Source organism: Caulobacter sp. BE264 (assembly GCF_031457805.1).
Classification (GTDB): Bacteria; Pseudomonadota; Alphaproteobacteria; order Caulobacterales; family Caulobacteraceae; genus Caulobacter.
In genome coordinates this window covers 153928-166450 of sequence record NZ_JAVDXI010000003.1, presented here as the reverse complement: position 1 = coordinate 166450, position 12523 = coordinate 153928, and the positions used below count along the sequence as shown (strand labels likewise).

General features: G+C 67.7%; 12 protein-coding genes. 7 read left to right on the top strand and 5 right to left on the bottom strand.

Features of this window, described 5'->3' with window-relative positions; genetic code table 11:
• Positions 1-48: 48 nt before the first annotated feature.
• The gene (locus tag J2X45_RS09035) at positions 49-951 is read right to left on the bottom strand and encodes an alpha/beta hydrolase (RefSeq protein ID WP_310213897.1); all 903 of its coding nucleotides are present in this window, start codon (positions 949-951) and stop codon (positions 49-51) included.
• A 142-nt stretch (positions 952-1093) separates the two neighbouring features.
• A complete protein-coding gene (rfbC, locus tag J2X45_RS09030) occupies positions 1094-1651 on the bottom strand; it encodes a dTDP-4-dehydrorhamnose 3,5-epimerase (protein ID WP_310213896.1) in 558 nt (185 codons plus the stop codon).
• A 36-nt stretch (positions 1652-1687) separates the two neighbouring features.
• Here rfbC and J2X45_RS09025 point away from each other — a divergent pair, with 36 nt between their 5' ends.
• Positions 1688-2713 (top strand): glycosyltransferase family 2 protein, encoded by a 1026-nt coding sequence (locus J2X45_RS09025; protein ID WP_310213895.1) that lies wholly within the window; start codon positions 1688-1690, stop codon positions 2711-2713.
• Between the two features lie 136 nt (positions 2714-2849).
• On the opposite strand, the gene argE is transcribed toward J2X45_RS09025, so the two are convergent.
• On the bottom strand, positions 2850-4025 hold the full coding sequence (gene argE / locus J2X45_RS09020) for an acetylornithine deacetylase (protein WP_310213894.1): 1176 nt from the start codon (positions 4023-4025) through the stop codon (positions 2850-2852).
• Positions 4026-4202: 177 nt separating this feature from the next.
• On the opposite strand from argE, the gene purU reads away from it, so the two are divergent.
• The 3 genes from purU to J2X45_RS09005 all read left to right on the top strand — a co-directional run bounded on the left by purU (position 4203) and on the right by J2X45_RS09005 (position 7542).
• Complete coding sequence (gene purU / locus J2X45_RS09015; protein ID WP_310213893.1) at positions 4203-5045, top strand: formyltetrahydrofolate deformylase; 843 nt, start codon at positions 4203-4205, stop codon at positions 5043-5045.
• A 74-nt stretch (positions 5046-5119) separates the two neighbouring features.
• Positions 5120-6184, top strand: a complete 1065-nt coding sequence (rfbB, locus tag J2X45_RS09010; RefSeq protein WP_310213891.1) for a dTDP-glucose 4,6-dehydratase — start codon at positions 5120-5122, stop codon at positions 6182-6184.
• An 80-nt stretch (positions 6185-6264) separates the two neighbouring features.
• Complete coding sequence (locus J2X45_RS09005; protein ID WP_310213889.1) at positions 6265-7542, top strand: serine hydrolase domain-containing protein; 1278 nt, start codon at positions 6265-6267, stop codon at positions 7540-7542.
• Here J2X45_RS09005 and J2X45_RS09000 read toward each other — a convergent pair.
• On the bottom strand, positions 7539-7973 hold the full coding sequence (locus tag J2X45_RS09000) for a COG3650 family protein (protein ID WP_310213886.1): 435 nt from the start codon (positions 7971-7973) through the stop codon (positions 7539-7541). The genes J2X45_RS09005 and J2X45_RS09000 overlap by 4 nt on opposite strands.
• A gap of 47 nt (positions 7974-8020) precedes the next feature.
• Here J2X45_RS09000 and J2X45_RS08995 point away from each other — a divergent pair, with 47 nt between their 5' ends.
• The 3 genes from J2X45_RS08995 (at position 8021) to J2X45_RS08985 (ending at position 10772) form a co-directional block, all read left to right on the top strand.
• A complete protein-coding gene (locus J2X45_RS08995) occupies positions 8021-9145 on the top strand; it encodes a DNA cytosine methyltransferase (RefSeq protein WP_310214402.1) in 1125 nt (374 codons plus the stop codon).
• Positions 9146-9211: 66 nt separating this feature from the next.
• The gene (cysK, locus tag J2X45_RS08990) at positions 9212-10198 is read left to right on the top strand and encodes a cysteine synthase A (protein WP_310213884.1); all 987 of its coding nucleotides are present in this window, start codon (positions 9212-9214) and stop codon (positions 10196-10198) included.
• A 118-nt stretch (positions 10199-10316) separates the two neighbouring features.
• Positions 10317-10772 (top strand): DNA mismatch endonuclease Vsr, encoded by a 456-nt coding sequence (locus J2X45_RS08985; RefSeq protein ID WP_310213882.1) that lies wholly within the window; start codon positions 10317-10319, stop codon positions 10770-10772.
• Here the strand turns inward: J2X45_RS08985 and J2X45_RS08980 are convergent.
• Positions 10706-12472 (bottom strand): ATP-binding protein, encoded by a 1767-nt coding sequence (locus J2X45_RS08980; RefSeq protein ID WP_310213880.1) that lies wholly within the window; start codon positions 12470-12472, stop codon positions 10706-10708. The two genes, J2X45_RS08985 and J2X45_RS08980, sit on opposite strands and share 67 nt — an antisense overlap.
• Positions 12473-12523: the final 51 nt, after the last annotated feature.

The following is a 12523-nucleotide window of genomic DNA, read 5'->3' as shown; positions in this document are numbered from 1 at the left end:
GCGCCGTGGCGGGGCCTCTAGCACGGCGAGGCCTTCCGTTCACGCCCCTTACGGCGCTTCGGCCAGCAGCTTTTCTATCGCCGCCCAGGCTTCCGGCTCGGTCAGCATGGGCGCATGGCCGATCCCGGGGACCTCGGCATAAGCCATGTGCGGCGCCGCGGCGCGCATGCGTGCGGCGATCTCGACATCGATCAGGTCCGAGATTTCGCCGCGCACCAACAGCAACGGGCGATCCTTGGCCAGGGCTCGGAACAGCGGATACATGTCGGGCGGCGCGAGGGCCTGGCCTCCCTCGGCCTGGGTCTTGGCCGCAGCCTGAGCGGCGGCCTTGATCGGCGCGGAGATGTCGGGGTCGTAGGCCAGCACGAAGCCGTCGCCGTCCTGGTCGAACAGGCGGCGGGCGAAGATGTCCCAATCCTGCGCGCCATAGCCTGGGAAGGCCGCCGCATTGATCGCCTTGGCGTAGGCGACGGCCGCGTCCCAGCTCTCGAACTGACTGGCTAGGCCCGTGTAGCCGGCGATGCGCGCCAGACCCACGGGCGACAGCTCGGGACCGACATCGTTGAGCACCGCCGCCGCGATGGCTTCGGGCTTCAGCGAGGTGAGCACCATGGTGATCAGGCCGCCCATGCTGGTGCCGACGAACACCGCCCGCTCGATCCCGGTCGCCGCCAGTAGGCTGATAACGTCAGCCGCGTAGGTCCCGGGGTGATAGTTCAGCGGCTGCGGGTCGCGCGCCGACAGCCCCCGACCCCGGACGTCGACGGCCAGCACGCGGCGGCCCTGGGCGGCGATCTTTGGCGCCAGGTCTTCGAAGTCCCGGGCGTTGCGGGTCAGGCCGTGGATGCAGATCACCGGCAGGCCGCGCGCCTCGCCGATGGGCGCATAGTCGCGGGCGTGCAGCCGCAGGCCGTCGTGGGCGGTCCAGAAGATGTCGGTGAAGGCGGTCATATGCTGTTTCCCGTCACTTGCCCCCTCCGCGCCTCCGGCGCTCCTCCCCCGGAGGGGGAAGAAGGAGCGCGTTCCTTCTGCCCGCTTTCGGGGGCGGACGACCTGCGGAGCAGGTCAGGTGGGGGCCTGCGGCGGCGGCCGCTCAGTACACGAACGGCGACTCGATCTCGGCCAGCAGCGGCGCTGCGTTATCGCGATCGTTGGCGGTGATGTCCGCCACTGGGATCGGCCAATCAATCCCGATGGCGGGGTCGCTCCAGCGCACGCCGCCTTCGGCCTGAGGCGCGTAGTAGTCGGTGACCTTGTAGAGCACCTCGCAGGCGTCGGTGAGGGTCACGTAGCCGTGGGCGAAACCCTTGGGCACCAGCAGTTGTTGCCGATTCTCCGCCGACAGCTCGGCCCCGACCCATTGGCCATAGGTTGGTGAGCCGTTGCGGATATCGACCGCCACGTCGAAGATCGACCCGACCACGCAGCGCAGCAGCTTGTCCTGGGCGTGCGGCGGCTTCTGGTAGTGCAGGCCGCGCTGGATGCCGCGCGTCGTCGAGCGCACATGGTTGTCCTGGACGAACGCCGCGTTGAACCCGGCCTCCTCCAGCGCCGACTGGCGGAAAGTCTCGGAAAACCAGCCGCGCTCGTCGCCATGGCGCGCGGGCGTGATAAGCAGCACTTCGGGGATCGCCAGCGGCGTGATCTTCATGACGCGATACTTTGTTCTGGAACCTGTTCACCACCGATGCCGCCTGAAACGACCGAACACAAGACCGGCCCGGCGGTAACCGTCGTCATCGTCTCCTACCAGAGCGGGTCGACGCTTGAGCCTTGCCTGGCCACGCTCGCGGCCCAGACCTTTCGCGACTTCGAGACGATCCTGGTCGACAACGCCTCGACCGACGGCGCCCCCCAGGCCGCCGCCCAGGTCCATCCGTGGGTCGATTTCGTCGAGGCGGGCGCGAACCTCGGCTTCGCCGCCGGCAACAATCTGGCCGCCCGCCGCGCCAAAGGGCGGTGGCTGGCGCTGCTGAATCCTGACGCCTACGCCGAACCCGACTGGCTCGCGGAGCTGATGGCGGGCGCGGCGCGCCATCCGAGCGTGAAGAGCTTCGCCTCCCTGCAACTCTCGGCCGACCGGCCTGGCCTGCTGGACGGCGCGGGGGACAATGTCACCAGCGCGGGCATACCGTTCCGCGGCGGGTATGGCCGCAAGGTCCCGTCGGTATTACCCGAGGGCGAGGTGTTCTCGGCCTGCGGCGCGGCGATGCTGATCGATCGGGACCTGTTCCTGAGCGTGGGGGGCTTTGACGAGCGCTACTTCTGCTACTGCGAGGACGTCGATCTCGGCTATCGCCTGCGGCTCTATGGCGAGCCGACGCTGCTCTTGCCCAAGGCCAAGGTCGCCCATGTGGGCTCGGCGAGCACCGGCGTCCGGTCGGACTTCTCGATCTTCCACGGTTCGCGCAACCGCGTGTGGACCTTCCTGAAGAACACGCCTGGCTGGCTGTTGCCGGTCACGCTGCCGCTGCATGTGGCGGTCACGGCCGGTCTGCTGCTGCTGCACTGGCGGCGCGGGGATGTCGCCCCGGCGATCCGGGGCATCCGGGCGGCTTTGAAGCGCGAGGACCTAGACCAGGTGATGGCCGACCGCCGGGCGATCCAGGCCAAACGCAAGGCTTCGCCGGGATCGATCCTTCGGGTGATGTCGCTCGATCCGGCGGCGTTCATCGGCCGGCGATTTGTGATCAGGAAGTGGCGGGGCGCGTAACCTTACCCCCGATCTTCCCGGCGAATGCCGCGATCCAGATCTCGAAGCGCTTGGGCTGACGGGATTGACGCTGAGCTCATAGCTTTCACCCCACCGCTCTTCCATCTGGGCCCCGGGATTCGCCGGGGAAACGGCGTTAGGTTGAAAGATCCTCGACCAACCGGCGCATGAACGCCGCGCCGCGCTGCATCTGGCTGAGTTCGACATACTCGTTGGGCTGGTGGGCTTGGTCGATCGAGCCGGGGCCGCAGATCACCGTCGAGAAGCCCGCGCCCTGGAACTGTCCGGCCTCGGCGGCGTAGGGCACGACGCGCGCCGGGCCGTTATCGCCGGCCAGCTTGCGGGCGAAGGCCTCGGCGACGCCATCCTCTTCCGGCGCGAAAGCCGGGGTCAGCGACCGGCGCTCGACCTTGACGCCGCCCTCGGGCGCCTTGGCCTTGATCTCGGCGTCCATGGCGTTGGCCGCGGCGAAGAAGTCCGACAGCAGCGCGACCGGGTCCATCCCGGCGGGCGTGCGCAGGTCGAAGATGAACACGCATTCGCGCGCCAGGATATTGACTGCGGTGCCGCCGTTCACCTGGCCGATCGTCAGGGTCGCGCCCTTGGGCGTGAACGGCGAGTTGGGGTCAGCCTCGCGCTCGAGCTTTTCGGAGAGACCGACGAGCATGGCCATCAGCTTGATCGCCATCATGTTCGCCGAGACCCCGAGATGGGTCAGGCTGGAGTGGGCCTCGCGGCCGGTGACGGTGACCTTGAAGCTGGCGATGCCCTTGTGGGCGCGAACCGCCACCATGTCGGTCGGCTCGCCCACCACCACCAGGGCGGGCCGAGGCGTTTCGCGGGCGATCACCTCGATCATGTCGGGCGCGCCCAGGCATCCGACTTCCTCGTCGTAGGAGAACGCCAGGTGCACCGGCTTGCGGAGGTTCGCCTGGGCCAGGTCCGGCGCGGCGGCCAAGGCCAGGGCCAGAAAGCCCTTCATGTCGCAGGTTCCGCGCCCATACAGCCGGCCATCGCGCTCGGTCAGCACCCAGGGATCAGTGGACCAGGGCTGGCCGTCGACCGGGACCACGTCGGTATGGCCCGAGAGCACGACCCCGCCCTCGACCGCCGGGCCGATCATCGCCATCAGATTCGATTTCGTCCCGTCCGCGTTCGGCACGCGACGGGTCGGGACGTTCAGGTCGGCCAGATACCGCTCGACCCATTCGATCAGCGCGAGGTTCGAGCGGCGCGAGGTGGTGTCGAACGCCACCAGCTTGGCCAGGATGTCGATGGCGCGGGCGGACAGGGCTTCGGAGGAGGCGACCATGCGAGCGAGCCTAGACCTGTTTGAGGGGTCTCTGCCACCCCAGCGCCCCTCAGGGCCTGCCGATGCAAGGACATGCCTTTGTGACAATCATTGCGCCGCGTGCTGGGTGATTTCGTGCTCGCGCGCAAGGATGAAGCGCTTTTCTTTGCGCGCCGGCTTCTCTAGAGGGAGCGGACCATGATCCTGACCCTTTCCTGCCCCGACCAGCGCGGCATCGTCGCCAAGGTCTCCGCCTTCCTGTTCGAGCGCGGCTGCAACATTCTCGACGCCCAGCAGTTCGACGACCAGGAGACCGGCCAGTTCTTCATGCGGGTGGTCTTCGACGCCGACGGCGCCGACCGCGAGGCGCTTCGCGGCGACTTCGGCGACCTCGCCGACGGCTTCAAGATGAAGTGGACCCTGCGCAACCGCGCCGACCGCTATCGGGTGCTGCTGCTGGCCAGCAAGTTCGACCACTGCCTGGCCGATCTCGTCTATCGCTGGCGCATCGGCGAGTTGCCTATGGATATCACCGGCGTGGTCTCCAACCACCCGGCCGAGACCTACGCCCACGTCGATCTGTCGGGTCTGGATTTCCATCACCTGCCTGTGACCAAGGAGACCAAGTTCGAGCAGGAAGCCGAACTCTGGAAGCTGATCCAGGAAACCAGGACCGATATCGTCGTGCTCGCCCGCTACATGCAGGTGCTGTCCGACGGCCTGTCGGCCAAGCTGCAGGGCCGCTGCATCAACATCCACCACTCGTTCCTGCCGGGCTTCAAGGGCGCTAAGCCCTACCACCAGGCCCATGCGCGCGGCGTGAAGCTGATCGGCGCCTCGGCGCACTATGTGACCGGCGACCTCGATGAAGGCCCGATCATCGAGCAGGACGTCGAGCGCATCAGCCACCGCGACACGCCGGAAGACCTGGTCCGCAAGGGCCGCGACATCGAGCGCCGGGTCCTGGCCCGGGCGCTGCGCTACCGGCTTGAGGACCGCGTTCTGCTGAATGGCCGCAAGACGGTGGTGTTCACCGACTAGGCGGGCGGAGTTGCGCGTACACTAAAAACTGGATACGGGGCGTGCTCCGTGAAGAGGCAAGAGCCGTCCAGCGCATGTCGCAGCAAAATCTCCGCGTGATGGTGACCGGCGGGTCGGGCTTCATCGGCTCGGCCGTATGTCGCCATCTGGCCGGCCAGAACAATGTCGCGATCCTCAACTACGACAAGCTGACCTACGCCGCTTCGCAGGCCAGCCTGGCCATGCTGGAAGGCAAGGCCGATTACCAGTTCGTGCAGGGCGACGTCGCCGATGCGGCGTTGGTTTCGGCCACGATCAAGGCGTTCCGGCCGGATGTGGTGATGCATCTGGCCGCCGAGAGCCACGTTGATCGCTCGATCACCGGCCCGGGCGAGTTCATCCAGACCAACATCGTCGGCACATATGTCATGTTGCAGGCGGCCCTTGAGCACTGGCGTGGTTTGGAAGGCGAGGACAAGGACCGCTTCCGCTTCCACCACATCTCGACTGACGAGGTGTTCGGCAGCCTGGGCGCCGAGGGGCTGTTCAGCGAGACCACGCCCTATGATCCGCGCTCGCCCTATTCGGCGTCGAAGGCCTCGTCCGACCACCTGGCGCGGGCGTGGGGTCACACCTACGGCCTGCCGGTGGTGGTCTCGAACTGCTCCAACAACTACGGACCCTATCACTTCCCCGAGAAGCTGATCCCGCTGGTCACGTTGAACGCCCTCGAGGGCAAGCCGCTGCCGGTCTACGGCAAGGGCGACAATGTCCGCGACTGGCTGCATGTGGAGGACCACGCTCGGGCCCTGCACCTGATCGCGACCAAGGGCGTTCCGGGGGAAAGCTATAATGTCGGCGGCCGCAACGAGCGGACCAACCTGCAGGTCGTTGAGGCGATCTGCGACATCCTCGATGAGCTGCGTCCGATCGCGGGCCAGAGCCGCCGCGACCTGATCACCTTCGTCACCGACCGTCCGGGCCACGACGCGCGCTACGCCATCGACGCCACCAAGCTGGAGACCGAGCTTGGCTGGAGGGCGCAGGAGACCTTCGACACCGGACTGCGCAAGACCGTCCAGTGGTATCTCGACAACGAGGCTTGGTGGGGACCGCTGCGCGAGCGCTATGCGGGCCAGCGGCTGGGGCTCGCCAAGTAGCTAAGACCACGTCGCGCTGGAAAAGCCGTGCGCGCTCAGCGACAGTCCAACGTTGTCATAAAAGCGCCGTGGGAGGTTGTGTGTCCAAGAAGTTCGTGCTCGCCGTTGCGGCGGCTTCGCTGATCTGCGCCGGGGCGGCGCCGACGGTCGCCGCGCCCGCCCGCGCCGTCGAAGCCCCAGCGAGCGTCAACATCGACAAGGCCAGGATCGACGCGGCGCTGAAGGCCATGGTCGACAGCGGTCGCGCCGTCGGCGTTTCCGCCCTGGTCTGGAAGGACGGCCGGGAGCGCTATTTTGGCGCCGCCGGGATGGCCGACCGCGAGGCCGCAAAGCCGATGCGCCGCGACACCCTGGTCCAGATCTTCTCGATGACCAAGCCGGTCACGGGCGTGGCCCTGATGCAGCTTTGGGAGCAGGGTAAGTTCGGCCTGGACGACCCCCTCTCGCGCTACCTGCCGGAGTTCGCCGACATGAAGGTGTCGGACGGTCAGGGCGGCGTGCGGCCGGCGGCGCGACCGATCCTGATCCGCGACATCCTGCGGCATACGGCGGGCTTTTCGTATGGCTGGGGCGCCAGCCCCGCCGATGAGGCCTTCCGCGCCGCCGATCCGCTGAATCTGAACAACGACCTCGCCGAGTTCGGCCGCCGTCTGGCGAGCGCGCCCCTGCTGCACGATCCCGGCGAGCAATGGAACTACAGCGCCGCCGTCGACGTCCAGGCGCTGCTGGTGGAAAGGCTGTCCGGCCAACCGTTCGAGGCCTACGTCAAGGCCAACATCCTTGAGCCGCTGGGCATGAAGACGACCGCCTGGACCCAGCCCGAGGCCGCCTTCGCCGGATTGGCCGCGACCTATCAGAAGGGTGCGGACGGCAAGCTGGCGCGCCAGGACGACGTCGTCACGCGGCGGATGAACTTTGACCCCAGCCGACGCCTGACCATGGGCGGCGCGGGGCTGGTGGCTTCGATCGACGACTATGCGCGCTTTTCGCGCATGCTTCTGGGCGAGGGCGCTCTGGACGGCGTGCGGATTCTCAAGCCCTCGACCGTGCGCTTGATGGCTTCCGACCATCTCGATCCCCGAGTGACGGCGCGGAGCTGGCTGCCCAGCAAGGGCGCCGTCGGCTTTGGCTTCGACGTCGCCGTTCGCAAGCGCCAGCCCCAGACGCCGGACGAAAATCGAGGAGCCGTGAGCGAATACTTCTGGGACGGCATGGCCAGCACGGTCTTCTGGGTCGATCCGGCCAACCAACTGACCGCGGTGTTCTTCGTGCAGACCGTGCCGTTCGACGGGAGCCTGCACCGCGACCTTCGCGCGGCGGTCTATGGCTCAGACTATCTGGGACCGAAGGGCGATTAGGGTTTGGGCTGGGCGGCCAGCGCTGCGGTCTTGGCGGCGCAGCCCTGCAGCGTCTCGCCGTCGATCCAGACCTCGGCGGCGTAGCCGTAGCGGCGGTCCGACATGCCGTCGGAGCATTCGCCCGGCGTGAGGCGCAGGACCAGCCTCTGCTCGCCCGCCGTTCCGTCCCAGACGCCCTGCTCGCCATCGGCGCGGACGCCGGGGTTGGCGGTGGTCACTTCGGGATGGTCCGGCCGTGTCAGGCTGAAGCGGTCGGCCCGGACCTTCACCGCCCAGAAGGGCTCGGTTCCGATCGCATCGAAATCGCCCGAGTAGTCGGGGCCGACCGTCACGGGCGCGTCGGCCGGCGGCGGGGCGTCTTCGGACGACCCCATCGGCGCTCCGCAGGCGGCGAGCATCAGGGCGGCGGTGATCAGCAGGGCGTGACGCATGTCTCTGGCTATCCCCCAAAGGTCGCTTAAGGCTAGACTCCCCCGTGATGAATCGGAACGGTCAACGGCGCTTTCTGGAGTTCTTCGCCGGCGGCGGCATGGCCCGCCTCGGGCTGGGCGCCGATTGGTCTTGCGCCTTCGCCAACGACTTTGATCCGGTCAAGGCGGCGACCTATCGCGCCAACTTCGCGGACGCGGATGAGCACTTTGAGGAAGGCGATGTTTTCGCGCTCAGCGCCGAGCGTTTGCCGACCGCCGACCTGGCCTGGGCCTCCAGTCCTTGCCAGGACTTCAGCTTGGCGGGTGGCCGGGCGGGCCTCTCAGGCGGCCGGTCTTCCGCCTTCTTCGGCTTCTGGAGCCTGATGCGGTCCCTTTCCGCCCAAGGACGCGCGCCCTCCGTGATCGTGATCGAGAACGTGGTCGGCCTCCTGACGTCGCACGGGGGCGCTGACTTTGCCGCGCTGTGCCAAGCCCTGCATGAGGAGGGCTATCGGTTCGGCGCGCTGGAGATCGACGCCGCCGCCTTCGTGCCCCAGTCCCGGCCCCGCGTTTTCGTGGTCGCCACGCGAAACCCGCCCGGTGACCTTGTCGGGTCCAGCACCTTCCACACGCGGGCGGTCCGCGAGGCGGCGGCGCGGCTGCCGCCGCGACTTCAGGCGTCCTGGACCTGGTGGGGCGCGCCGTCGCCGCCCGCCCGCAATACGGACCTCGCTACGATGCTGGAGCCTGACGACAAAGTTGTCTGGAACCCGCCCGAACGCACCGCAGCCCTGCTGGCGCTGATGGCGCCGACGCATCGCGCCGCCGTCGAGGCGCGCCGGGCCGGACGTGAGCGGGCCGTGGGCGCAGTCTTTCGGCGGATGCGGGGCGGGGAACAGCGCGCCGAGGTGCGCTTCGACGGCCTGGCCGGATGTCTGCGTACGCCGCGCGGCGGCTCCTCGCGCCAAACCCTGCTGGTGATCGACAACGGAGAGGTTCGCTCCCGCCTCATCTCGCCGCGTGAGGCCTCTCGCCTGATGGGCTTGCCCGACAGCTACCAACTGCCCAGGTCGCAGACCGCCGGCCTGCAGGTCATGGGCGACGGCGTCGCCGTTCCTGTCGTGCGCTGGTTGGCGGAAACCCTTCTGGCTCCGCTCGTTGATAGCAAAACTGCAAGCCTCGCCGCCGAATGACCCCTGACAGCGGCCTGAGGCGGGTCTAGGGTGCCGCCTTCCCGCAACAGGCCCCAGGGTGTTCCGATGGACGACGCTTCCTCCCTCTACGACGCCGCCCGCTTCAAGCGCGCCGGCCGCGGCAAGATCTACGACTCGATCATCGACACCATCGGCGACACGCCTCTGGTGCGCCTGCCCCGTCTGACGGCCGAGCTCAATCCCAAGGCCGAGGTGTTGGCCAAGCTCGAGTTCTTCAACCCGATCGCCTCGGTGAAGGACCGGATCGGCGTCTCGATGATCGAGTCTCTGGAGGCGCAAGGGATCCTCAAGCCGGGCGCGACGATCATCGAGCCGACCTCGGGCAACACCGGCATCGCCCTGGCCTTCGTGGCGGCCGCCAAGGGCTACAAGCTCACCCTGGTCATGCCCGAGAGCATGTCGATCGAGCGCCGCAAGATGCTGCTGCTGTTAGGCGCCAAGCTGGAGCTGACCCCCGCCGAGAAGGGCATGCGCGGCGCCGTTTCGCGCGCCCAGGAGCTGATCGAGGCGACGCCCGGCGCGGTGATGCCGCAACAGTTCGAGAACAGCGCTAATCCGCTGATCCACCGCGTCTCGACCGCCGAGGAGATCTGGAATGACACCGCCGGCGCCGTCGATGCGGTGGTCTCGGGCGTCGGCACCGGCGGTACGATCACCGGCGTTGGCCAGGCGCTGAAGGCGCGCAAGCCGTCGCTGAAGATGGTGGCGGTCGAGCCCGAGGCCTCGCCGGTGCTGTCTGGCGGCGCGCCTGGCCCGCACAAGATCCAGGGGATCGGCGCGGGCTTCGTGCCGGGCGTGCTGGATCGCGGCGTCATCGACGACATCGTCCAGGTCAGCAATGACGACGCCTTCGCCATGGCCCGCCGCGCGGCGGCCACCGAAGGGCTGCCCGTGGGCATCAGCTCGGGCGCGGCCCTGACGGCGGCCTTCGATCTGGCCCTGCGCGACACCTACAAGGGCAAGACGATCGTCGTGATCATCCCCAGCTTCGCCGAGCGTTACCTGTCGACGGCTCTGTTCGACGGGCTCTAGAGTATTTTTCGAGCGAAGTGGTTCCGGTTCGCGTGAAGAAAAATGCGCCAAAACAAAAGATTAGAGCTCACGGCCTGACTCGGTCAGGTCGTGAGCTCTAGACCAGCGGTCGCGCGCCTTGTCCGACGTCTACGACAAGGCCAAGCGTTCGGCCGTCATGGCGCGCGTGCGGAGTCGGGATACTGGCCCTGAGCTTCGTCTGCGTCGATTGCTGACGAGGCTGGGCGCCCGCTATCGCCTGCATCGCAAGGATCTGCCGGGTTCGCCGGATCTGGTCATGCCGGGAAGGAGGCTGGTCTTCTTCGTGCACGGCTGCTTCTGGCATGGCCATGACTGCGCCCGGGGCGCACGCACGCCGAAGGCTAATCGCGACTATTGGCAGGCCAAGATCGCCCGAAACGTCGCGCGAGATGCGCGGGTGTTGGCGGCTCTGTCTGATGCAGGATGGCGGGCCGAAATTGTCTGGGAATGCGACTTCAGAGACGAAGCGGCGTTAAGCGCCCGACTTCAGGCGCTGCTCGAGGCCACATCGGGGCCGACAAGACCGTCAGTGTCGCGCGCGGCCATGACCTGAGCGAGCGCCGAGAACAGCTCCGCCGGATCGATGGGTTTGGCGACATGCGCGTTCATGCCGGCCGCCGCGCAAGCCTCCCAATCCTTGACCGTAGCTGACGCGGTCACCGCGATGACCGGGGCGTCGCGATTGGGGCCTTGGGCGGCGCGGAGCACGCGCGTGGCCTCGCGGCCGTCCATCCCTGGCATGTAGACGTCCATCAGGACGGCGTCGAAGACCTCCGAGCGGAGAAGTTCCAGGGCCTCCTCGCCCGATTCGGCCAGGGTCGCCTCTACGCCGAAGGGCTGCAGGATCAGTTCGACCGCGCGTCGGTTTACGACGTGATCGTCGACGACCAGCACGCGCAGGCCGCTGATCGAGGGGCCGTGAGCAGGAACCTGGGGCGCTTCGGCGGCTTCCAGCAGGACGGACAGGCGGAAGCACGCGCCCTGGCCCTGCACACTGACGGCGACCAGATCGCCGCCCATCAGCCGCGCCAGCTCGCGGCTGATGGCCAGGCCAAGGCCGGATCCGCCGTGTTGGCGAACTACGGAGGCGTTGAGCTGGTCGAAGGGCGTAAACAGCCGCGGCAGGGCGGCCTCTGGAATGCCTGGGCCGGTGTCCGCCACCTCGATGCGTAGAGATATCTGATCGTCTAGGGTCTCGGCCGCGAGGGCGACCGAGACCCCGCCGTGCGAGGTGAACTTGGCAGCGTTGGATAGCAGGTTGTTCAACACCTGTTTCAGGCGCATGGCGTCGCCGATCACCCACTGCGGGATGGTCGAGGCGCCGGTCACACGAAGCTTCAGGCCTTCACGGGCCAGCTCCGGTCGCCACAGGCGCAACGTGTCCGACAGGCTCTGGCGAAGGTTGAACGGCGCCCTCTCCACCGACATTCGGCCTGCTTCCAGGCGCGAGAAGTCCAGCAGGTCGTTGAGAAGCGTCCGCATCAGTCCGCCGGCGTCGGCGATCAGCTGGGCGTGGACCTTGGAGCTGGCCTCGGGAACCTCACTGTGCAGGCGGGCGGCCCCCGCGAGAATGGCGCTGATCGGGGTCCGAAGCTCATGGCTGATCATGGCGACGAAGGCCGATTTCGCCGCGACGGCTTCTTCCGCCTCATGGCGGCGGCGTTCGGCCTCGGTCTTGGCGTCCGCTTCGGCCTTGAGCGCGGCGCTGAGGGTGCGTGACGCGACAGCCACCGCTGCGATCAGCAGCAGCGCGCCGAACCACAGGGCGTTGGCCAGGGGCGCGTCGGGATTGGCCTGCCTGGCCACGATCGGGATGATCAGAAGATAGAGGATATGCGGCGTGGCCGCAGCGATGGTCGCCGAGCGCAGACTCCCGTTGACGACGACGACATTCATCAGCGCCCCGGCCAAAAGCATCCCGCCCAGGGTCGGCGCGAACCGTGCTTCTGAGGCGAACAAGGGAATCGCCAGGAACCCGAAGACGGCAGAGTTCAGGAAGGGCGGGACGGTGGTCGCCACCCGTCGCCAAACAGCACCTGAGCTTGCCGCGCGTTCGAAGATCCGGATCGCCAGCCAGGTCTCGAAGAGCTGGATTACGGTGTAGAGCGCCGCCCAGACCCAGACCCAACGCATGCCAATGAAGACATGAAGGATCACGGAGATCGCGAGGGTCGAGACAAGGCGCAGGTACGTGTTGGCGCGTCGCGAGGCGACGGCGCGGGCCACGTTGATGTCCTTCGTTGCGGCGCTCATGGGCGCTCTGTCCCCCCGGAGATCGCCGAGCAATCCCGAACTCGATCACGC